This window comes from Vulcaniibacterium tengchongense (assembly GCF_003814555.1).
GTDB classification, from domain to species: Bacteria; Pseudomonadota; Gammaproteobacteria; order Xanthomonadales; family Xanthomonadaceae; genus Vulcaniibacterium; species Vulcaniibacterium tengchongense.
In genome coordinates this window covers 16,636-36,436 of the sequence record NZ_RKQN01000003.1, presented here as the reverse complement: position 1 = coordinate 36,436, position 19,801 = coordinate 16,636, and the positions used below count along the sequence as shown (strand labels likewise).

The following is a 19,801-nucleotide window of genomic DNA, read 5'->3' as shown; positions in this document are numbered from 1 at the left end:
AACCTGCATTCGGAATTTCAACCTGCATTCGGAATTTCCATCATGTCGATTCGACTGGCGGCTCGCGCCGCCTTGTGTGCGGCCGTGCTGGCTGCATCCGCTGCCCATGCGGCGGAAAGTTTGACCCTCGACGACGCGTTCCGCCGTGTCGAGCAGACCCATCCGGAACTCAGGCTCTTTGGCGGACGCCGGGATGTTCTGACGACCGAGCTGGACCGCGCGGCCTTCAAGCCGCCTCTGGTCGTTGGCATCGAAGCCGAGAACGTACTCGGCACCGGCGAGGCCAGCGGCCTGCAGGGCGCCGAGATCACCTTGAGCCTGGCCTCTGTGCTGGAGCGGGGCGGCAAGCTCGACGCCCGCCGCGCGCTGGCGCAGAGCCGCATCGATGTACTTGCAGTGGAGCGTGAAGCCCGTCGCCTGGACCTGCTCGCCGAGGTGGCTCGCCGCTACCTGGCGGTCGTAGCGGCCGAGAAGCGCGCGGAGATCGCGCGCCTGGATATCGCGCAGCGCAAACGCGCGGTGGCCGGCGCTCGGCAACGCCTTCAGGCCGGGGCATCGCCGGAATCGGTCGTGCTGACTGCAGAGGCCGCGCTCGCGCGTGCGGAACTCGATCAGGCGCGCGCGGTGCAGCAGGCACGGGCGGCCCGACAGCATCTGGCGACCCTCTGGGGCGAGCGCGCACCGAGCTTCGACGTCGTGCCCATCAACCCGTTGGCGCTGCCGAAGATCGCCTCGTTCGACGAGCTCGCCTCCTGGCTCGCCAAGACACCCGAGCTTGCCCAGTTCGCCGGCGAGCAGCGCATTCGAGAGGCTCGCCTCCAGCTCGCGCGAACCGCTGCCACTCCCGACCTGGACTGGCAGGTCGGCGTCCGGCGTTTGCAGGCGACCGACGACTTCGGGTTGGTCGTCAGCGTATCGATGCCGCTGGGCACCAAGGTGAGGGCGCAGCCGGAAATTCGGGCTGCGGAAGCGGAGCTGGCACTGCTCGGCCTCGAGCGCGAGGTCAAGAGCCTGTCGCTGTATTCCACCCTCGCCGAAGCGCATGGACGGTTTCTCACCGCACAGCTCGAAGTGCGCCGCTTGGGGAGCGACGTGATCCCGAGGCTCTCGCGCGCCGAGGCGGCTGCCGAGCGCGCCTACCGCGCAGGCGCGGCGAGCTATCTGGAGTGGGCGCAGCTGCAAGCCGAGCGCACGGCCGCCCTCCGCGACCAACTCGAAGCTGCACTCGAGGCCCACTCGGCACTGCTCGAGATCCAGCGCCTGACCGGGCAGCCGTTCGTTTCGGCCGGCCCGTCCATTGAACAAGGAGACACCCCGTGAAACTTCATTGGATTGCAGCCCTGTCGTTGGCCGCGCTGCTGGCAGCATGCAACGCGTCATCTCCGACGGGAGGCGAGGCGGGCGAGGAAGGTGAGGAGGGCGAGCACGGCGAGCTGCCGACGAGCACCAAGATCGGCACGCAGGCCGCTGCGGCGGCGGGCGTGCGCGTGAGCCCTGCCGGGCCGGGCGAGATCTCGGACGACCATGAAGTGCAGGGGCTCCTGACCCCGGTCGACGGAGCAATCGCGCGGGTCATGGCGCGCTTCCCCGGACTGGTGCGCGCGCTACACGCCAACGTCGGCGACCAGGTCCGCGCCGGCCAGCCGCTGGCGACGATCGAGAGCAACCTGAGCCTGACCACCTACACGGTCACTGCCCCCATCTCGGGTGTGGTGTTGTCCCGCGATGCATCGGTGGGGACTGTGGCAGGCGAGGGTGCGGCCCTGTACGAGATCGCAAATCTCTCGGACCTGTGGGTCGACCTGCATGTCTTCGGGCGCGACGCCCAGCGTCTGCGCGTCGGCAGCCCGGTCATCGTGACGCGCATGAGCGATGGGGTCACCTCTGAGACCCAGATCGAACGGATCCTGCCCAGCACGGCGACAGCGAGTCAGAGCACGGTCGCCCGCGCGCGCCTGCGCAACCTGGACGGCCTCTGGCGTCCAGGGTCGGCAGTCAAGGCTCGCGTAATCGTGGACCAGGCGCGCGCCAATCTCGTCGTGCCACTCAGTGCACTGCAGACGTCCAACGGCGAGGAGGTCGTCTATGTGCAGAAGGGCGAGACCTACCACAGGCGACCGGTGAAAACGGGGCGGCGCGACGCCGACACCGTGGAGATCCTGGCCGGGTTGAAGCCCGGCGAGCAGGTCGTCGTCCAGCAGAGCTACCTGATCAAGGCGGACATGGAAAAGTCCACCGCCGAAGAGCATTAGGGCCGCCACCATGCTCGAGAAAATCATCCGATTCGCGATCACGCATCGGTGGCTGATGCTGCTCCTGACTCTCGCCCTCGTGGGGCTTGGCGTCTGGAGCTTCACGAAGCTGCCGATCGACGTCACTCCGGACGTGACCAACGTCCAGGTCCAGATCAACACGCAGGCAGAAGGTTACTCACCGCTCGAGACCGAGCAACGCATTACGTTTCCTATCGAGACGGCACTCGCGGGCCTGCCGGGGCTCGACTACACGCGATCGCTGTCGCGCTATGGGCTTTCGCAGGTCACGGTCGTCTTCAAGGACGGTACCGACATCTTCTTTGCCCGCCAGCAGGTGGCCGAGCGACTCCAGCAGGTGCGTTCGCAGCTGCCCGGGGGGATGGAACCCGAGATGGGCCCCATCGCAACGGGCATGGGCGAGATCTTCATGTACACCGTGGAGGCCGATGCCAAGGCGCTGAAGAAAGACGGCACGCCCTACACCACGACTGACCTTCGAACGCTGCAGGACTGGGTCATCCGCCCGCAGCTGCGCAACACACCCGGGGTCGCCGAAGTCAACACGATCGGTGGGTATGAGCGCCAGATCCACATCACCCCGGACCCGGCCCAGCTGGTCGCGCTCAATCTGACGCTGCGGGACGTCGTTTCGGCGATCTCGGCCAACAACCAGAACGTGGGCGCCGGCTACATCGAGCGCAACGGCCAGCAGTTCCTCGTCCGCGTGCCCGGGCAGGTCGGGGACCTCGATGCCATCCGCAGCATCGTGCTCGACCGGCGCGGTGGCGTCCCGATCCGGGTAGGCGATATCGCCACGGTGGCCGAGGGGCGCGAGCTGCGCTCGGGCGCCGCGACCCAGAACGGGCACGAGGTGGTCCTCGGCACCGTCGTGATGCTGGTCGGCGCCAACAGCCGCGAGGTCTCGCAGGCGGTGGGTGCCCGTCTGGAGGCGGCCAATGCCAGCCTGCCGGAGGGCGTGCGCGCCGAGCCGGTCTACGACCGCACGGCCCTGGTCGACCGCACCATCCATACGGTCTCCAAGAACCTGATCGAAGGTGCGTTGCTCGTCGTCGTCGTGCTGTTCCTGCTGCTCGGCAACATCCGGGCGGCCCTGATCACCGCAGCTGTCATCCCGCTGGCGATGCTGTTCACCATCATGGGAATGGTGCGGGGCGGCGTGTCGGGCAACCTCATGAGCCTGGGCGCGCTGGATTTCGGCCTCATTGTCGATGGCGCGGTGATCATCATCGAGAACTGCCTGCGCCGGTTCGGGGAGATGCAGCACAGCCTCGGCCGGAAGATGACCGACGAGGAACGCTTTGATGTCACGGCCTCCGCCACGGCGGAGGTGATCCGGCCGAGTCTGTTTGGCCTCGGCATCATCGGAGCGGTGTACCTGCCGATCTTTGCCTTGAGCGGGATCGAGGGGAAGCTCTTCCATCCGATGGCGATCACGGTGGTCCTCGCGCTGACCGGCGCGATGATCCTGTCGCTCACCTTCGTTCCCGCCGCGATCGCCGTCTTCCTGAATGGCAAGGTCGAGGAAAAGGAGAACCGGCTCGTGGCCTGGGTCCGGCGCCGCTATGAGCCGATCCTGGCGTGGGCACTCCGACGCCGTATGGCGGTGATGGCCGGCGCGGCCGCGCTGGTGGTGCTCTCGGGCCTGCTGGCGACCCGCCTGGGCTCGGAGTTCATCCCGAACCTGGACGAGGGGGACATCGTCATCCAGCCCATCCGCATCCCCGGCACCAGCCTGACGCAGGCGATCGGAATGCAGGAATCGCTGGAGCGAACGCTGGCCGGCTTTCCGGAGGTCAAGCGCGTCTTCTCCAAACTTGGCACCGCGGAAGTGGCGAGCGACCCCATGCCGCCGTCCATAGGCGATACATTCGTGATCCTCAAGCCGCGTGAGGAATGGCCGGACCCGCGAAAGCCCAAGCAGGAGCTCATAGAAGAGCTGGAAGAGGCGCTCGAGGCGATCCCCGGCAGCAACTACGAGATCAGCCAGCCCATTCAGCTGCGGACGAACGAGCTCATCTCGGGCGTGCGCGCCGATGTGGCGGTCAAGATCTATGGCGATGATCTCGAGCAACTGGTTCGCACGGGTGCGCAGATCCAGCGGGTGCTCGCCTCGATTGATGGCGCCGCCGACGTGAGGGCCGAACAAGTCACAGGCCTTCCGCTGCTGACAGTGACGCCCGATCGCGCTGCGCTGGCGCGCTACGGGCTCAACCCGGGGGATGTGCAGGAGACCGTGGCGACGGCCATTGGCGGCGAGGTCGCCGGTCACCTCTTCGAGGGCGATCGTCGCTTCGAAATCGTCGTTCGCCTGCCCGAGGAGCTGCGCCAGGATCCGGCCGCGCTGCTCGATCTGCCGATCCCGCTTCGCGAGGCCGAGCCGGACGAGTCCGCACTGGATGCGCGCTGGGCTGCCGGCACCCCCAAGACCGTGCCATTGCGTGAGGTTGCACAGATCGACACCAAGCCCGGACCGAACCAGATCAATCGCGAGAACGGAAAGCGACGGATCGTGGTGACGGCCAACGTGCGTGACCGGGACCTCGGCAGCTTCGTCAAGGAGCTGCAGGAACGCGTCCGTGCCGACGTCAAGCTGCCCACGGGCTACTGGGTGGACTACGGCGGCACGTTCGAGCAGCTGATCTCGGCCAGCCGCCGGCTGGCAATCGTCGTTCCCGTGACCTTGGTGATCATCTTCGGCCTGCTGTTCATGGCGTTTGGATCAGCGAAGGACGCGGCGATCGTGTTCAGCGGAGTGCCGCTCGCGCTCACGGGCGGCGTCGTCGCGTTGGCGCTGCGTGGCATCCCGCTTTCGATCTCGGCGGGGGTGGGCTTCATCGCACTGTCGGGCGTGGCCGTACTCAACGGCCTGGTTATGATCGCGTTCATCCGCAAGCTGCGGGAGCAGGGCGATCCGCTGGACAACGCAATCTTAAACGGTGCGATCGGTCGCCTGCGGCCCGTCCTGATGACAGCTCTCGTGGCCTCGCTCGGGTTCGTGCCCATGGCCCTGAATGTCGGGGCCGGCTCGGAGGTTCAACGTCCACTCGCCACCGTCGTGATCGGCGGGATCGTGTCGTCAACCCTCCTGACGCTCATCGTGCTGCCAGCGCTCTATCGCTGGCTGCATCGCAACGGCGACATTCGCGGAGTTCCAGCGAGCTAGTCTGAACCCTTCGACATCCGGCGGGCTTTAGCCCGCCGGGTGCATGCAGGGTCGGCCTGCGTAATACTTAGGGCATGACGACCCCTGAGCAGCTGGCGCGCCTGCAGGCGCGAGCGATCGAGAATCCCATGGAGGAGCCTGCGTTCTTCCAGGCGCTGCTCACGGCCGTCCTGTACGTCCACCTCCCGCTCTCGGACGACAGCGGAAAAGTGCGACTGATCTGCTTCACGCGGCCGGACGGAATCACTGTGATTCCGGTCTTCAGCGACGACGTCAAAGCACATGCCGCAGCACGAGGCGCTGCAAGGGTAGTCGCCGTGGTGGGACGAGAACTCTTCGAGTCAGCACCGGGCGCCACATGGATGCTGGACCGTAGTCTTTGGCGATGCGCCGATGATTGCGGACGTCGGCGCGAACCCGCGCTACCAAAGCCTCGTCGAGCCTGGCTTTGGGGTGTCTGCTTCCGCGCGGCGGGTTGTCTCGGCGCTTGTTGCGCATGTCCCGAAGGTTCTCCGCCTGCGTACCGACGAAGAGATGCTGCGGGTTGACGCAACCGGGGTTGTCGCAGCGATGACACACCACCAGCCCGGGAGAAAGGACACCAAAGACCAGGCGATAGGCGATGCGATGCGCCAATTGGATGCGCCCGTCGTCATCGGCGATCTTGCCGTAGCCTCCGTCCTTGGTCGATGCGAGCCATTGCCAGCATTCATGCGGGGCGCGCACCTCGACCTTTTCCCAGAAGCGCTCTGCAAGCGGTCGGTGCTTGCGGCTCCACGACCGCACAGTCTCGTCCGACCGCCCCATCACCGCAGCCCCTTTTCCAGGGTGCGATTCAGGAACCAGTAGTTCAGGATGCCTGCGAGCAAGGCCTGATCTGCCTCCGACCAAGCTGCGAGCAACGCCGGCCCGAACCCCACGTCCGACTGAACCGAGCCGACGAAGGTCGAGAGCTTCACCCCGGCATACATCAGCACGAAGAGGTAGGTGACCACGGGCCTGACCGTGGTGGACAGCGCATCGGCCCACTTCACGCCCGAGGTTCGGCCCTGCGCCGCAACCGCCTCGCGCAAGGCCTCGATGGCCCCGGTGTTCCACGCGGCATCTGCACTCGCGCCGATCTCGGCCATGCGGCTTGCCCCGCGCAGTTTCTCGAACTCCAAGGCCTTGTCCTGCATGGCGAGTTCGTGACTGCGCTCGCCCTTGCGGTCCAGCCACTTGAGGATCTCCGGCGCGAGACGGAAGGCCCCGCCGAGGAGGCCGCCGAGCAGGGTCTCGATCATTGGCCACCTCCCATCAGCTTCAGCTTGATGGCGGCCCCGACCAGCAGTGCGGCGAGGATGGCGGTCGTCAGCAACTTGATGGTGGTCTGCCACGCCGTACGGCGTGCGTCACGCCACGCCTCCAGCAGATCGCGCAGTTCGCGGATGTCGCGGGCGGCGTGGCCGTTCTCCAGGCCGAGGTGGGCGAGTACACGCTCGGCTCCGCGCTCGGCGGCGCGGTCGAGCAGGTCGTCGAAGTCCTCGCGGCGCAGGAGCAGCATGTTCTCGACGAGGGCGGGGGCTTGGGTCGGTTCAGTCATGGGCAGTCTCCAAAAACGACGAACCCGCCACGCGGGCGGGTTCGGGGGTGACGGATCGGGGTGCGGGGTCAGACGGGAACGCCGGCGCTCCAGCCAGAGGATTTGTAGACGGCGAGCCTGTCCTCGGCGGCAATAAAGGCGAGCCAGCCGACCTTCGGCACGTGGTACTCCCAGGCGCCTGCGATCCACACGGCGATCTGGTCGGTCCTGCCGGCCCAGGCGCCGGTGGCACCAGCCGGCACGATGTAGCGATCCCCTTCGGCGGGGCTGGCAGGCGGCGTGGTCGTGGTGCGGCTCGTCACCGACAGGCCCACGACGGCGCCCAGGCGCTTCAGGTTCGCGTCCATCCCGGTGTGCCAGCCGGACTCGCCCAGCGTCCAGCCGTAGGCGAGGCCCAGGTTCGGATCGGTCAATGGCATCGGTTCATCTCCTCAAGGTGTCGCAAGACTCGGCAGTGGCCCCGAAGCCGTGCTGCGCGTGCGGCGGTGGTGCTGGTTCGGGTGCTGCCGCCAGTGGCGCCCGACGAGGGGCAGGTGCAGCACGCTGCCCTGCCTGGCCACGAGGCGGGTGAGGAGCCAGTCGGCGCCGGCGTCGAGATCGGTGATGCGAGGAAGCACCGGCTCGACGGCGCTTCGGCGCATCACGATCAGGCCGTGGACGTGGCTGGCCGAATGGGCGTGTTGGAAGGCGCTGTAGGCCAGTCGCCGCACGCCGAGGCTGTCGCCGTGCTCGTCGATCAGTGCCTCGTCGGTGTAGGCGAGCACCGCCGAGGGACAGGCATCGAGCGCATCGGCCAGGTGCGCGAAGGCGTGGGCCTCGTAGCGGTCGTCGGGATCGACGAAGGACACGAGCGGCAAGGTCCCTCGCGCGAAGCCCGCCGCGCGGGCCCTCCCGACACACCCCGGGATGCCGGGCAGCAGGTGCAGGCGGATCGGCGCGCCGGCGAGGCTCGCCAGGCATTCCTGGCGCCACTCGGCGGGCTCGTCGAGGGTGAGCAGGTGCACGTCGATCCTGGGTTCCATCACACGCCACCCCAGTGCTGCCCCCAGCGCAAGCCGTAGCCCGCGCGCTCGACGGTGCGCACTTGCGCCTGCCAGCTCGCCAGCCCGTCGCGCTCGGCCTCGATCTCGAGGGTGACGGTATCTCCCGCGATGCCGGCCTCCAGCGCGGCGCTGGCCACGTCCCAGGTCCAGGTGTTGCCGGTGAGGCCGGTCTCGCTGCGCACGAGGGTGCCGTTGCGGTCTCTGATGCGCACGGTGTAGGTCGTGCCCGGCTCGGGGCCGATGTCGCCCTCGTCCTGGCGCACGAGATAGGCGGTCTGCTGGGTGCGGTCGCGGTGTGCCCAGGTGAGGGTGAGGTCGCCGGCGACCACGGCGGGCTCGCGCTGGCCGTTGAGCCGCACTCGCCCCGGTGGGTACGGCCGCGCCTGGCGGCCCGCGAGCACGAGGGGCGCACCGTTGGCAGCCAGCACCGCATCCCCTTCGGCGCTGGCCGTGCGCGGGATGGCGGCGACGAAGACCGACTCGCCCGGCGCGCGCTCGATGGTCTCGGCGGCGAGCCACTCTCCAACGCCCACCAGCCGCGTGCCGGCCGCGTGGGCCTGCGGCGTGGTGTCGAGCACCCCGCGGGCGAGATCCACCGTGCCCGCGGTGGCATCGAAGGCGAGGATCGCCACCGCTTCGCGCGGGGCGCCGGCCGCATCGACCAGGTAGGCGTAGTCGCCGACCGCCAGGCGCTCGGGCTGGGCCAGGGCCGTCACCGGTACGGCCACGGCATCGGCTTCGGTGGCCGGCAGCGCCTGGCCGAGCGTGAGCAGGGGTGCGTAGTCCTCCGGGGCCACCGCCTCGAGCTCACTGCTCGCTGCTCCCGTGGCGAGCTGCCAGTTCAACTGCCCCGTGCCGCCCGCGCAGGCCAGGGCCCCCACGTAGGTGTCCGTGTCGGTGAGGGTGGCGAGATCGGCCCGCGACAGCCGCCGCGCGAGTTCCCAGTACGGCACCTCGACCGCCAGCACCAGGGCCGGCGGCAGCGCCTCCAGCGGCGGCTCCTCGAGGCGCGGCGGGGTGGGCGTGAGCACGGTCTGGCCCATGCCGAAGACGTCCTCCACGGCCTCGATGCGCCATTCGGTGGCGCCCAGCGTGCCGGTGTCGATGCCGGTCACGCGCACCACCATGCGCTCGATGCCCAGGCGTGGCCAATGCAGCAGGAACACCTCCCCCGGCAGGGGCGGACGCTCCAGGGCGCCGGGGACGATGGTCAAGGTCATGCGCGCCAGGGGCGAGCCGAGTGCGCGCAGGTCGCGCAGCGCCAGCCGCGCGGCCAGCGGCCCGTGGTTCACGCCCGGATAGTCGCGCCGCTGGTTGATCACCCCGCCTTGCAGTTGGATCGCGGCGAGGTTCTCCACCGTGACGGTGGACTCCTTGGCCGTCGCCCAGTCGGTGTAGACCACGGTGATCTCGTTGGGCAGTTCCCCCCACTGCGCGCGCTCGAAGCGCTCCACGCGCACGATCTCGTCGGGGCCCAGCACCGGCAGCCCGTCGATCCAGTAATCGTCGCGCAGGAGCTTGAGCTCGAAGGTGCCCTGCTCTGGGTCGAGGTAGAGGATGCCGCCGACGTGGTCGAGCACCTGGGCGATGAAGGACTCGATCGGCTGCTGGCGCGTCCAGACCAGGTTCAGGCCGAAGCCTTCGGCTTCGAGCGCCCAGGCCGCGTTCCAGAAGCTCGCGCCCAGCGTGCTCTGCGGATAGCCCATGCCCCAATGCGGGTCGGTGAGGCACTGCACCAGGATGTGGGCCGGGTTCATGCCGACGGTCACATAGGCCCCGGTGCCGGCATCCCAGGTCCGCACCTCGGCGTTCCAGGGCATCCAGGGTTCGCCGTGCCAGCCCGCCGTGAAGCGCCGCACCCGCACCGCCCAGGGCTTGAGGTAGGGGTTGTTCGCGGCGAACAGGATCTTGCGTGCCACGATCGACAACACCCCGCGGAACGCCGGGATCGCTGCGCCCAGGCGGCTCATCAGGTAGTCGTTGCGGCCTTGCGTCGCATCGCCGCTGAGCACATCCACCTCACCCACCACGCCGCCTTCGCGTTCGTCGCCGCCGAAGAGCGTGGGCTTGTGGATCGAGAGCCGCCCCAGCCCATGGCCGCTCGCCAGCGGCGCGCGGCTCGCATCGCCCCAGGCGCTGCGATCGCCGACCTGGATCTCCTGCACCGCATCCACCGGCCCCTGGCACAGCACCAGGTGCATGCCGATGCGGTAGCGGTAGCCGACGGTCTGCTTCTTGCGGCGGCCGCCCATCAGCGCGGCTCCTCATGGCAGGCCTGCGCGACCTCGACCACGCGTGCGGCCATCGCATCCCCGGTGGCGAGCAAGCTCGAGGCGGGCAGCCCCCGGGCGAGGAAGTCACGGAAGTCCAGGCCTTGGCGCGCGAACCAGGTGCGCGTGCCGTGCACGCACAGGCCTGCGGCGCGCACGTGGGCGATGGTGACGGTCACGTCCTTGCTCATTTCTTGCCGCCCTTCTTCTTGATCGGTTCGGCCTCCAGGTCGCCGTACCACACGACGTTCGCCCCGCGCAGCAGCACCGCGCCGAAGACGACCGGGATCGGTCGGCCCTCCTCGGCCGTGGGCGCGTCGAGGTCGGAGAGTTCGGCGGGTTTCGGGGCGGGCGGCTTGGGCGCGAGGGCGACGGAGACCAGCGCCGCCACGACGATGACGACCAGGTACCACATGGGAGGATCTGTGCGTTCAGAAGACGCCCGTCGAGAACGGGTTCTTCGTCGGAATGAAGGGGAAGCCGCCGTAGTTGGCGAGGTTGTCGAAGCGCGCGGCGCAGGTGGGCATGCTGTGATCGCAGCCGGCCACGAGCTCGACCGGCGTCTGCGGCGCAAGCCCCACCGGATAGAGCAGTTCCACGCCCGCATATGATTCGCTGACGATCATGTGGCGCGCGCCTGCCGGCGTCTGCAACCAGCCGCCGGCGAGCATGCCGGCCACCTCGGGCGGGAGGCTCGCCAGTTCCACCTGGCGGCCTTCGGAGCGGATCACTTCGGCGGTGGCCAGAATCGGCGTCGCCCCGCACGCGGCGGAATACAACACGTGCGAGCAGGCGCGGCTGTACAGGCGCCGCAGGCCGATGCGCTTCAAGCTCACCTGGGCGGACTCGCAGCGGATGCGCGCAGAGTCATCGGCCACCTCCACCCCGAGCACGCGGCCCATCCAGCGCGTGCCGGACAGCCACCAATAGTCGCCCCAGGCCTCACGTCGGGCGATCCGCAGTCGCACCGCGGTCGCCTCGCCGGTGAGGGTCGCCTGCAGCAGATGCCGCACGAGCGCGTGGTCGGGCGGCAGCTTCAACTCCAGCGCCGACTTGGCCGCCTCGGCCCCGAGCGCGAGCGCGCTGCGCTCGAGGGGGCAGCGCTCGTAGCGCTCCCCGCCGATCTCCACGTCGAACTCGTGCGGGGTGAGCCGGAAGCTGCCGCTCGTGCCCTCGAAGGCGTAGAGCTCGACCTCGAACAGGGGGCCCTCGCTCATGGTCAGGACGGGGTGTAGGTGATGCGATCGTTGCCGCGCGGCTCTGGCAGCCGGCGCAGGGTCAGGGGGATCTCGACCAGCTCGGGGGTGTGCCAGTACAGATCGACGGCGTCGTGGTCGAGCCGGCAACGTGCGAGGCGGATGGCCCGGCTTCCAGCGGGCACAGGCGCCTCGAGGCCGGAGCACAAGACCAGTACGCCGCCATCGTCGCTGTGGAATGTGGCGGTGAGCACGGCCTGGCGCGTGCCGTCGGGGTGCAGGATCAGCGCGGCGGCCGGTCGGTGCCAGAAGGCGGCGCCGGCCTCGGCGTCCACGCGCAAGTACCCGGCCTCGACCTCGGCCTCGGCCTGCACGCGCAGCACCGGGGCCAACCCGTCGGGCAGCCAACAGGCACCGAGCCGCCCTTGGGCGCGGTACAGCCGCGCGCGCCAGCGGACGATGTCTTCGCGCCCGGCCGCCAGAAACCGGCGCTGGAAGGTCGTCGTCGGCCACGGGTCGTCACGGCGGACCCAGGGGTCGGCCGGGGAGAGGTCCTGCCGCGTGACCACGCCATCCGCCGTATGGGTGGGGTCGTCGCGCCAGTTGCCATCGGGCCAGACGGGCAGGCCGTCGAGCCAGAGATCGTCGAGCCGCCCTTCGTCGGGCAGCGGCTCGAAGGCCACCTGCGCGGTGACGCTGCCCGCATCGAGGCCGGGCACCCACTGCGCGAACTCGGCCGGCTCCACCGCGAGGCCCTCGACCAGGGGCAGGACGGTCGTGCCCGCGGGGACCGCCCGTGCCAGCGGCTCGGTGAGCCACAGCCGCTCGGGCTCCACCTCGGTGAGCGCCAGCACCTGCCAGCCCGTCTGCGTGAACACGATGGCGCGCAACGGCGCGTCCTCGCGCTGCAGCCCGCCCTCTTCCAGCCGGTAGGAAGCAGGCGCGAAACCGTGGCCGGCTGGTGCAAGGATGTCCAGCGCGAAGGCCCCGGTCTCAGCGGCAGCACCCAGCCGCACCGCATGTTGCGGCAGCGGCCACCACGCAGTCCTGCCCAGATGGTCGGCCAGCCATTCGGCCGCCAGCGCGTCGCTCGCGCGCCCGTGGCCCACGTGGTAGGTCAGGAAGCGCCGCGGCACGCGCCGCAGCCCTTGCCGCGCCTCGTTGCCCGAGGCGAGCCGCACTACGCCGGTCGCCCATTGCAGGCGCTCGATGAGGGGCTCGGCCCAGTCGTGACGGAAGGCGAACACCCCGCGTGGAGCCTCGGGCCAGGGCGCTTCGCCGAAGGCCTCCATCGCTTCTGCGACCATCGCCGCCGCGGCGGTATCACGGCGCAACACCTCGACGAGCAAGGCGGCGGCGTGCAGCGGCGGCGCGGGCTCGGCCAGCGTCTCGGCCCACAGCGTCGAGAGGTGGGGGATCGGCAGCGGCTGGGCCGAGGTCTCGGCCAGTGCCGTGGCGGCGAGAACCCCGAAGGTCGCGCGCGAGATCGCCTCGGCACGCTGTTCGACCACCTGCGCCATCGCAGCGGGTTGGGCGGCGGCCTCTGCAAGAGCCTCGGTCAACACACGCTCGGTCATGCCGACTCCAGCCCGAACTCGGCGGCGTTGAAGGCGCCTTCCGTCCACGGCACGTTGCCGTTCGGGTTGCGCTCGAACAGCGCCGTGTGCCAGGCCAGTTGCTCTTGCAGATGGATGTCGGCGCTCACCGCCGTCTGCGCACCGCTCGCCACGAGCCCACGCACGCGGCCGCTGCCCGCATCCGTCTTGCGCGCGAGCAGGGTCACCTGCACGCCGTGGATCGCCGGGGTGGTCATCACGGGCAGCGCCTCGACGTCGAAGGTCTGGCGCAGGCCCGCCGTGGCCGCGCGCAGCGCCGTCGTCTCATCGCCGTCGCTCACCGCGGCCCAAGCGGGCAGTCCCGTGGGCTCGACCGTCCATTGGTTCAGCACCCCAGGCGCTTGCGGCTTCAGCGCATCGACCCGCACGTCGCCGAGGAAGGTGTTGTTGATCGTGCCCGAGGTGTCGGCGAGATAGAGGTCGTCCACGTCGACCGTGACCGGGCAGGGCTGACCCGGCACGCTGCCTGCGAAGGCGGTGAGCAGCGGCCCGCCGCCCTGGGTCGTGTTCTGCGCCGACAGGGTGATCGCGAGCACGCCGTTGAGGCGCACGTTCACCGTGCCGTTGCTCGTCCCCTGCACGACCTGCAGTTCGACGTAGTGCCAGCCGCGCGCCGGGGCCGTGGTGACCGAGGTCGAGATCGGCTGGTCGTATCCGTACTGCCGGCGGTAGAGCTTGAGCCGCCCGTCCTCGCCGATGCGCACGAGGTGCGCCACCTGCGCGGTGGTGTCGCGCACGCCGAGCAGCACCGGCTCCTCGCCGGTGTTCTCGAACGGCGCCACGCGCAGTGCCGCGCCCACGATGAGGCTGGTGCGCCCGGCCTCCAGGTTCTTCACATACCCGCCGCCGGCGCCTGCGGGCAGGCGCAAGGCGTAGGACGAGGGTCGCCGGCCGGGGATGCGCGTGGCCTGAGGCGACAGGTACGCCGCCTTGCCGCGCGCGAGCCACGGGTCGCCGAAGGGATCCAGCGCCTGCGGGTCGTAGTGATCGAAGCCGTCGATGAAGATCAAGGCCATGGCTTACCCCTGGAGCGCCGCGCGCACCGCGCGCGCGTTGCGCCCGATGATGTTGAGGATCACCCGCTCGCCGGCGGGGGTCTGCAGGTGGTCGTGGGTGACGCCCGGGTCGATGGCGTTGACGATGCGCACGGCCTGATGCACCTGCGGCGCGGCCGGCTGCACCTGGACCTGGGGCACGAGTCCCCCGGCGGCCAGGGCCAGACGCCGCCCGTCCCACACCGGCGGGGCGGACAAATCGTTGAGGGCATCGAGGAAGGCCACGCCGACACGCCGGACCGCCGCCGCACGCACCACGTATTCGCCGGCCGACAGCCGCGCCGGGATCGAATCCGAGGTCGCCGTGCCGGGACCCGTGACGAAGCCGCCGGCCGCGAACTTCTTGATCCCGCCCAGCAAGGCCATGACGGCCGCCACCATCGCCGCCATCGCGGCGATGGCCAGCGCCGGCCCGGCGATGGGGATGGAGGCCTGCGAGGCCGCCGCGCCCGCGCCGGCCTGGGCCGCGTCCATCGACACCTTGGCGGTGGTCTCGGCAGACTTCTGCGCCACCGACTGGGCCGCCGCCGCTTGCTCGATCGCCTGCTCCTGCTGGAGGAAGCCGAGCTTGAGCGCGAGCATGCGCGCCTGCATCGCCACCCACTGCTGGAAGGGCTGGATCACCATCTGCTGCAGGAAGGCGTCGGCCACCTGGCGGAACAGGTTGGACAAGGCCTCACGAAAGCTTTGCGCACCGGTGACCATGCCCTGCAGGGCGTTGCCGAAGCCTTCGCCGATGCGGTTCCACAGCGGCGCGAGCTCATCGACGACGAGCCGCGTGCGCTCCAGTTCGTTGCGCCAGGCGGCCACGCGATTGACCGCATCCGGTCCGATCGCCTGCGCGGCCTGCTGCATCGCGGGCAGCAGGCGCTGCATCTCGGCCGCAGATTGCTGCTGCAAGGCGACGATCTGCCTGCGCGCCTGGGCTTCGGTGAGCAGCCCGGCCTGCTGCTGGATCTGGATCGCCTCCTGGGCATTGCGCAGCCGCTCGGTGACGAGCCGCCACTCCTGTTCCAGCCGGGCGAGGTTGGCCTGGGCGGCCTTCACGTCGATGAGCCGGTCGATCAGCGCCACGCCCGCGGCGTCGTTCTCGGCCGCCAGGCGTGCGCGAAGATCCCGGACGCTGCGCTCGATCGCGGCGCGCCGGTCTTCCGCCGTGTCGGTGCCGGTGAGCTGGGCGAGTTCCTCGCGCGCCTGGGCCAGGGCCTCGGCCAGTTCCCGCTCGGCCCGGGCGGCGGCGCGGGCGTTGGCCTGTTCGACGTCGGCGCGGCGGTGGTTGAGGACGATGAGGTCGGCCTCGAGCTTGGCGATCTCGGCTTTGGCGCGCAGTCGGTCCGATTCTGATGCGCGCGGGTTGGTCGCGACGGCTTGGCTAGCTGCGAGTGCCAGCCGGCGACGGGCGATCTCGGCGTCGAGTTCGCGCTGCTCCAGCGCAGTCTTGCGGCCGTGGTAGTCGCGCACCGACAGCAGCCGGTCTTCCAGTGCTTGATCGACCGCGCGCTGTTGGCGCTCGAGGCCGTCTTTGAGCAGGGCGAACTCGGCGTCCATCTGCGCCTTGCGCAGGGCCGCCAGGGCGCTGGCGGCCTCGCGGGCCTGGCCCGGAGCCGTGAGCCGTTGCAGCAGCGCCGGGTCGGCCTGGATGCGCGGCGCCTGGACCTCGATGGGCTTGGGGTCGAACAGGCTGTCCCGGAACTCGGCCAACTCGTCCAGACGCCGCACGAGGCTGCCCTTGAGTTCGGCGATGATGGCCTTGGCCCCGGCGGTGTTGCCGCGCAGGGCCTCGACCGCCGCCGCGACACCAGCGCCGATCGCCTCGCCGAGTGCGACGAAGGCCTTGCCGACCGTGGCGGCACCCAGCGCCAGGGTCTTGAGCACCAGCACCACGCCGTCCAGGATCGCGCGCAGCGTGCCGCCCTGCTTGGCCGACTCGACCATGCCGCCGGCCATCTCGTTCAGGGCCGGCAGGAAGGCCTCGATCACCCGGTTGGCCAGACTCGTCGCAGCCAGCCGCAGCTTGGCCAGCGAGTCGTTGAACACCTCGGCCTGCGCCGCGGTGTCGCCGCCGATCTGCACGCCGAGCGCTTCCATCTCGCCGGTCAATGCCGCGATGCCTTCGCGTCCCTGGTTCAGGAAGGGGATGAGCTCCGCGCCGCTCTTGCCGAAGAGCTGCACCGCCAGCGCCGACTTCTGCGCCCCGTCGGGCATGGCCTGGAAACGGTCGGCCAGATCGAGCAGCACCGCATCGGTCGCGCGCAGCGTGCCGTCCTGGTTCTTGAACTCCACGCCCAGCGCTTTGAGGCGCCGGGCGGACTCCTCCGAGCCCGTGGCCGCCTCGAACATCGTGGTGGCGAGCTTCTTGAGCCCGGTCTCGAAGGTCTGCGCCGAGACCCCGGACAGTTCCGCCGCCGGCACCAGGGTGGACAGAGCCTCCACCGTGATGCCCACCCGCTGCGAGAGCTTGTTCAGCGCATCGGCCGACTCCAGCGCCGACCTGACCATCGCGGCCAAGCCCGCCGCCGACAAGGCCACGCCGAGCCCGGCCAGCACGCCGTTGACCCGGCGTGCGGCGTCGGCCAGGCCGCCGAGGTTGCGCTGGATCGAGCCGAAGGCCGCGCGTGTCTCGTCGACGGCGCGGATGAGGATCTGGGCTCGCTCGGTTGCCATTAGAGTTTGTCCAATTCACGCCCGATCGCGGCAGCGAGCTTGGGCAAGGCGCCTTGCACGCCTGCTGCGAGATCGAACCGGCGCTTCAGATCCACCCGCCGCACCAGCACGGCGATGGGGATCTCCTGGCCGCGCTGCAGGCGCTTGACGCCGCTGCGCTCGCGCTCGGCGCGCTTGAAGCGGTTGAGCTGTGCGGTGTTCTCCCGGATGTTCTCGGCCATCAGCAGCACGCGGCCGTTCTTCTCGACGAAGAAGGCGTTGCCCGAGCGCATCAGGCCGTCGATGACCTGACGGAAGCGCTTGGGGCCGATCCGTCCCGGCAGCAGCGGGATCAGCATCCGGCCCGCCACCGTGCCGCCATGCGTGTGAATACCGAGCCAGGGGATTCGACTTCCCACCCACAGGGCGGGCAGCCGTTCGGGCTTCTGGTCGAACACCTTGGCCTGCAGCGAGGCGACGAAGCTCGCACGCCGGACCTGGAAGGCGCTGCGCATCTGGGCGCGGGCGGCCTCGCGCACCTCGCGGCCGCCCGAGGCCATCCCTTTGGCGACGGCGGCATGGATCGCCCGCCGACGCTCCACGCTCCAGGCCGAGAGCCGCCTCGGATCGAGCAGTCCGGAGGTGGTGAGCGTCAGTTTCATGGCCGCACGTCCTCCCACAACTCGCGCTGCAGCCGCTCGATGGCCGCCCGGTCGCCCTGGGCCGCCACCGCGTGCAAGGCCAGCCGCAAGGCGTTCTGCCTACGTTCCAGCCGACCGTGGGCGGCCAGCAACCCGCGCACTTGCGCGAGCGTGTAGCCCATCACCTCGGCGGGGCGGTGACCGCAGGCGACGAGCCGGGCGACGGCATCGTCCCAGCCGGCAGGATCGGCGCCAGCCGCTCGCCCGAGCGCGCGATGCTCGGCGCCACCTGCCGCACGAAAAAATCCGCGTTCACCTCGAACACGGCGGCGGCCAGGGTGACGGCCTCGTCGAGCGCCAGCCCCTCGATCCAGGCGCGGTCGCGCCGGGTGGCGAGCGCGAGCAGCTCCAGCACCGCCTCGCCGTGCCGGGCGAGCAGCGCGAGCCAATCCGGCTCGGCCGAGAGATCGGCGGCGATGGGCCGCACCGCGGCGAGGATCCGGGGTAACTCGCCCAGCCGGATCGGCGTGAGTTCCAGCGCGGTGCCGGCCACCGTGACCACCTGGGGCACGGGCGGGAAGGTCTGGAAGTCGGTATTGCTATCGGTCATCGCCATCCCCTTACAAGAGCACCAGGCGGCCGAACTGGCCGAGCTCGCCGTCGGTGGGTTTGGAGAGGTCCGCCAGCACCTGGCCGGAGAGTTCGAACTTCAGCAGTTCGTCGGTGATGATCGAAAGCTCCTTGGCCGGGTTGATCGCCACGCGATAGAGGTCGATCACCACCTCGCGGTTGGCGTCGGCGGTGTTCAGGCCCTCGAAGCGGATCCAGCGCTCGGGCAGCGGCCGGGTGAACATCGCCGTGCTCTGCGCGGCACCAAAGGCGTAATCCACGGTGAAGGGCTCGACATAGGGGCCGCCGGTCGTGGCGTCGAGGATCAGCACCGAGCCGTGCCGGGCGTGCACCTGGTACTGCGTCGCCGGCAGGGGCTTGGGCGGGCTGCTGCCGTCCTGGATCTGCACCGCCGAGACGTTCTGGTGTGCGAGCGGATAGAGGTGGCCCGCGGTCACCGGGTTGGGCAGCGCCTCGCCCGTGACCGTGCCCGCTGCCACCGTGGTCGAGTGGCCGTAGAGGGCGAGCGCGAGGTTGCCGCTGCTCAGTTCCTCCAGCGTGCAGGCGAACTCGCCCTTCTTGGTCTTGATGAGCTGCAGGTCGGTGAGGCGCTGGCCGGACTGCGCCTCCTGGTGTTCCAGCGTCTCCACCGACAGCGACACCTTCAGTTCCGGCACGTTGCCGACGAAGGTGAGGCCGGCGGGGTTGCCGGCCGCATCGCGCGCGCCGATGTAGACGCGCCCTTGTCCGGAGAAGTAGGCCATGGTCAGTCTCCCGTGGGGGTGGGCGTGGACGGGGCCGCGGCGGCGGGACCGTCACGGCGCGAGGGTTTGAGGGATGCGGCCGGCGCCGGGGAGTCCGGCGTGACGAGCCGGGCCGCGCCCTGGGCGATCAGCCAGCGGGCGCTGGCCTCGGGCAGGTCCAGCCGCGCGCCGGCGCTCAAGCGCCGACCGGCGTGGGTGTGGGCTTGGAGCAGTTCGATGTGCATTGGATGGGTCATCCCGTGGTCGTGAGGTCGGTCAGCGTGGTGCGGTAGCGGATCTCGTAGCGCGCCGGCAGCGTCACCGTGCCGGCATCGAGGTCGTCGGCGTCCCAGTCGGCGTCGAGCTCGCGCACCGCGAGCGCCAGGCCGCCCAGGTTCGGGTCCGCGAGCACGGCGGCGTGGGCGGCGACGATCAGCCGGTCGGCCGCGTCGAAGGCGTCCGCGCCGCGCGCGAGCGCGACCAGGCGCACGGTGAGCGCCCGGTCCACCAGCCGGTTGGCATGCGCGGTGAGGGCGTCGCCCTCGACGAAGACGAGCAGTGCCGGGCCGGCCTCGCGGGGCAGCGGTGTGGCCGGCTGGCGCAGCACGGGCGCCGGGGCCAGGGCCGCCGTGAGCCGATCGATCAGGATGCGCAGCAGGCGCTCGCGCACCGAGTTCATGGCAGCCTCGCAAGCTGGGCCCGGCACTCGCGGCCGTCGCCGAGCGCTCGCACCTCGCGCACGCGGTAGGGCTCGCCGGCGATGGTGACCACGTCGCCCGGTGCGAGCGCCAGGCGCGAGGCCGCGTACTCGAGCTCGAAGTCGCGCGAGAGCGCCAGGCCTTCGAGCACCGTCTCGTCCGGCGCACGGAACGCACAGTGCACGGTGGTGGTGCCCACCACGACGGGCGTCAAGAGCCCCGCGCGCTCGGCGGCGTCGTACAGATCCTCCACACGGACCATCGGA

The 19,801-nt window shown here is 70.1% G+C and carries 22 protein-coding genes and 1 pseudogene; 4 read left to right on the top strand and 19 right to left on the bottom strand.

Annotated elements, in window-relative coordinates; genetic code table 11:
- Positions 1-42: 42 nt before the first annotated feature.
- From EDC50_RS10660 to EDC50_RS16885, 4 genes and pseudogenes are all read left to right on the top strand, one after another.
- Positions 43-1,320, top strand: a complete 1,278-nt coding sequence (locus EDC50_RS10660; RefSeq protein WP_123770929.1) for a TolC family protein — start codon at positions 43-45, stop codon at positions 1,318-1,320.
- On the top strand, positions 1,317-2,252 hold the full coding sequence (locus EDC50_RS10655; RefSeq protein ID WP_123770474.1) for an efflux RND transporter periplasmic adaptor subunit: 936 nt from the start codon (positions 1,317-1,319) through the stop codon (positions 2,250-2,252). The genes EDC50_RS10660 and EDC50_RS10655 overlap by 4 nt, the downstream gene beginning before the upstream one ends.
- A 10-nt stretch (positions 2,253-2,262) precedes the next feature.
- On the top strand, positions 2,263-5,439 hold the full coding sequence (locus EDC50_RS10650) for an efflux RND transporter permease subunit (RefSeq protein WP_123770473.1): 3,177 nt from the start codon (positions 2,263-2,265) through the stop codon (positions 5,437-5,439).
- Between the two features lie 74 nt (positions 5,440-5,513).
- A pseudogene (locus EDC50_RS16885) lies at positions 5,514-5,750 on the top strand (SseB family protein); the annotation flags it as partial.
- On the opposite strand, the gene EDC50_RS10640 reads toward EDC50_RS16885, so the two are convergent.
- The 19 genes from EDC50_RS10640 to EDC50_RS10555 form a co-directional block, all read right to left on the bottom strand.
- The gene (locus EDC50_RS10640; RefSeq protein ID WP_123770472.1) at positions 5,713-6,246 is read right to left on the bottom strand and encodes an HNH endonuclease signature motif containing protein; all 534 of its coding nucleotides are present in this window, start codon (positions 6,244-6,246) and stop codon (positions 5,713-5,715) included. The pseudogene EDC50_RS16885 and the gene EDC50_RS10640 sit on opposite strands and share 38 nt — an antisense overlap.
- Positions 6,246-6,722 carry a hypothetical protein gene (locus tag EDC50_RS10635; RefSeq protein ID WP_123770471.1) on the bottom strand — a complete coding sequence of 159 codons (477 nt, stop codon included), beginning with the start codon at positions 6,720-6,722 and terminating at the stop codon, positions 6,246-6,248. The genes EDC50_RS10640 and EDC50_RS10635 overlap by 1 nt, the downstream gene beginning before the upstream one ends.
- Positions 6,719-7,021, bottom strand: coding sequence for a DUF6127 family protein (locus EDC50_RS10630; protein WP_123770470.1), 303 nt, complete (start codon positions 7,019-7,021; stop codon positions 6,719-6,721). Before EDC50_RS10630 ends, EDC50_RS10635 begins: the two co-directional genes overlap by 4 nt.
- A 68-nt stretch (positions 7,022-7,089) precedes the next feature.
- On the bottom strand, positions 7,090-7,440 hold the full coding sequence (locus EDC50_RS10625; RefSeq protein WP_123770469.1) for a DUF2793 domain-containing protein: 351 nt from the start codon (positions 7,438-7,440) through the stop codon (positions 7,090-7,092).
- A 12-nt stretch (positions 7,441-7,452) separates the two neighbouring features.
- A complete protein-coding gene (locus tag EDC50_RS10620; protein WP_211326901.1) occupies positions 7,453-8,046 on the bottom strand; it encodes a glycosyltransferase family 2 protein in 594 nt (197 codons plus the stop codon).
- The gene (locus EDC50_RS10615) at positions 8,043-10,316 is read right to left on the bottom strand and encodes a phage tail protein (RefSeq protein ID WP_123770468.1); all 2,274 of its coding nucleotides are present in this window, start codon (positions 10,314-10,316) and stop codon (positions 8,043-8,045) included. Before EDC50_RS10615 ends, EDC50_RS10620 begins: the two co-directional genes overlap by 4 nt.
- On the bottom strand, positions 10,316-10,525 hold the full coding sequence (locus EDC50_RS10610; protein ID WP_123770467.1) for a hypothetical protein: 210 nt from the start codon (positions 10,523-10,525) through the stop codon (positions 10,316-10,318). Before EDC50_RS10610 ends, EDC50_RS10615 begins: the two co-directional genes overlap by 1 nt.
- Positions 10,522-10,749: a hypothetical protein gene (locus tag EDC50_RS10605; RefSeq protein ID WP_019562227.1), complete on the bottom strand. Its 228-nt coding sequence runs from the start codon at positions 10,747-10,749 to the stop codon at positions 10,522-10,524. The genes EDC50_RS10610 and EDC50_RS10605 overlap by 4 nt, the downstream gene beginning before the upstream one ends.
- 16 nt (positions 10,750-10,765) lie before the next feature.
- Positions 10,766-11,551 carry a phage BR0599 family protein gene (locus tag EDC50_RS10600; protein WP_123770466.1) on the bottom strand — a complete coding sequence of 262 codons (786 nt, stop codon included), beginning with the start codon at positions 11,549-11,551 and terminating at the stop codon, positions 10,766-10,768.
- A gap of 2 nt (positions 11,552-11,553) precedes the next feature.
- On the bottom strand, positions 11,554-13,107 hold the full coding sequence (locus EDC50_RS10595; RefSeq protein ID WP_123770465.1) for a hypothetical protein: 1,554 nt from the start codon (positions 13,105-13,107) through the stop codon (positions 11,554-11,556).
- Positions 13,104-14,162, bottom strand: a complete 1,059-nt coding sequence (locus EDC50_RS10590; RefSeq protein ID WP_123770464.1) for a hypothetical protein — start codon at positions 14,160-14,162, stop codon at positions 13,104-13,106. Before EDC50_RS10590 ends, EDC50_RS10595 begins: the two co-directional genes overlap by 4 nt.
- Before the next feature lie 3 nt (positions 14,163-14,165).
- Complete coding sequence (locus EDC50_RS10585; protein ID WP_242002938.1) at positions 14,166-16,748, bottom strand: phage tail protein; 2,583 nt, start codon at positions 16,746-16,748, stop codon at positions 14,166-14,168.
- Between the two features lie 116 nt (positions 16,749-16,864).
- On the bottom strand, positions 16,865-17,506 hold the full coding sequence (locus EDC50_RS10580; RefSeq protein ID WP_123770462.1) for a DUF6441 family protein: 642 nt from the start codon (positions 17,504-17,506) through the stop codon (positions 16,865-16,867).
- Positions 17,503-17,667, bottom strand: a complete 165-nt coding sequence (locus tag EDC50_RS16400) for a hypothetical protein (protein ID WP_170167616.1) — start codon at positions 17,665-17,667, stop codon at positions 17,503-17,505. Before EDC50_RS16400 ends, EDC50_RS10580 begins: the two co-directional genes overlap by 4 nt.
- Positions 17,667-18,101 (bottom strand): DUF6631 family protein, encoded by a 435-nt coding sequence (locus EDC50_RS10575; RefSeq protein ID WP_242002939.1) that lies wholly within the window; start codon positions 18,099-18,101, stop codon positions 17,667-17,669. Before EDC50_RS10575 ends, EDC50_RS16400 begins: the two co-directional genes overlap by 1 nt.
- Positions 18,102-18,105: 4 nt before the next feature.
- Complete coding sequence (locus EDC50_RS10570) at positions 18,106-18,858, bottom strand: phage tail tube protein (protein WP_123770461.1); 753 nt, start codon at positions 18,856-18,858, stop codon at positions 18,106-18,108.
- 2 nt (positions 18,859-18,860) lie between these two features.
- On the bottom strand, positions 18,861-19,082 hold the full coding sequence (locus tag EDC50_RS10565) for a DUF7210 family protein (protein WP_123770460.1): 222 nt from the start codon (positions 19,080-19,082) through the stop codon (positions 18,861-18,863).
- Positions 19,083-19,090: 8 nt separating this feature from the next.
- Positions 19,091-19,516, bottom strand: a complete 426-nt coding sequence (locus EDC50_RS10560; protein ID WP_123770459.1) for a hypothetical protein — start codon at positions 19,514-19,516, stop codon at positions 19,091-19,093.
- Positions 19,513-19,788, bottom strand: coding sequence for a head-tail joining protein (locus EDC50_RS10555; protein ID WP_425477916.1), 276 nt, complete (start codon positions 19,786-19,788; stop codon positions 19,513-19,515). The genes EDC50_RS10560 and EDC50_RS10555 overlap by 4 nt, the downstream gene beginning before the upstream one ends.
- Positions 19,789-19,801 lie beyond the last annotated feature (13 nt).

Excerpts from the sequence above, each read along its gene's own strand:
- EDC50_RS10660 (WP_123770929.1), top strand. The coding sequence starts at position 43 with ATGTCGATTCGACTGGCGGCTCGCGCCGCCTTGTGTGCGGCCGTGCTG.
- EDC50_RS10650 (WP_123770473.1), top strand. The coding sequence starts at position 2,263 with ATGCTCGAGAAAATCATCCGATTCGCGATCACGCATCGGTGGCTGATG.
- EDC50_RS10640 (WP_123770472.1), bottom strand. The coding sequence starts at position 6,246 with ATGGGGCGGTCGGACGAGACTGTGCGGTCGTGGAGCCGCAAGCACCGA.
- EDC50_RS10635 (WP_123770471.1), bottom strand. The coding sequence starts at position 6,722 with ATGATCGAGACCCTGCTCGGCGGCCTCCTCGGCGGGGCCTTCCGTCTC.
- EDC50_RS10630 (WP_123770470.1), bottom strand. The coding sequence starts at position 7,021 with ATGACTGAACCGACCCAAGCCCCCGCCCTCGTCGAGAACATGCTGCTC.
- EDC50_RS10625 (WP_123770469.1), bottom strand. The coding sequence starts at position 7,440 with ATGCCATTGACCGATCCGAACCTGGGCCTCGCCTACGGCTGGACGCTG.
- EDC50_RS10615 (WP_123770468.1), bottom strand. The coding sequence starts at position 10,316 with ATGGGCGGCCGCCGCAAGAAGCAGACCGTCGGCTACCGCTACCGCATC.
- EDC50_RS10610 (WP_123770467.1), bottom strand. The coding sequence starts at position 10,525 with ATGAGCAAGGACGTGACCGTCACCATCGCCCACGTGCGCGCCGCAGGC.
- EDC50_RS10605 (WP_019562227.1), bottom strand. The coding sequence starts at position 10,749 with ATGTGGTACCTGGTCGTCATCGTCGTGGCGGCGCTGGTCTCCGTCGCC.
- EDC50_RS10600 (WP_123770466.1), bottom strand. The coding sequence starts at position 11,551 with ATGAGCGAGGGCCCCCTGTTCGAGGTCGAGCTCTACGCCTTCGAGGGC.
- EDC50_RS10595 (WP_123770465.1), bottom strand. The coding sequence starts at position 13,107 with ATGACCGAGCGTGTGTTGACCGAGGCTCTTGCAGAGGCCGCCGCCCAA.
- EDC50_RS10590 (WP_123770464.1), bottom strand. The coding sequence starts at position 14,162 with ATGGCCTTGATCTTCATCGACGGCTTCGATCACTACGACCCGCAGGCG.
- EDC50_RS10580 (WP_123770462.1), bottom strand. The coding sequence starts at position 17,506 with ATGAAACTGACGCTCACCACCTCCGGACTGCTCGATCCGAGGCGGCTC.
- EDC50_RS16400 (WP_170167616.1), bottom strand. The coding sequence starts at position 17,667 with ATGGGCTACACGCTCGCGCAAGTGCGCGGGTTGCTGGCCGCCCACGGT.
- EDC50_RS10575 (WP_242002939.1), bottom strand. The coding sequence starts at position 18,101 with ATGGCGATGACCGATAGCAATACCGACTTCCAGACCTTCCCGCCCGTG.
- EDC50_RS10570 (WP_123770461.1), bottom strand. The coding sequence starts at position 18,858 with ATGGCCTACTTCTCCGGACAAGGGCGCGTCTACATCGGCGCGCGCGAT.
- EDC50_RS10565 (WP_123770460.1), bottom strand. The coding sequence starts at position 19,082 with ATGCACATCGAACTGCTCCAAGCCCACACCCACGCCGGTCGGCGCTTG.
- EDC50_RS10560 (WP_123770459.1), bottom strand. The coding sequence starts at position 19,516 with ATGAACTCGGTGCGCGAGCGCCTGCTGCGCATCCTGATCGATCGGCTC.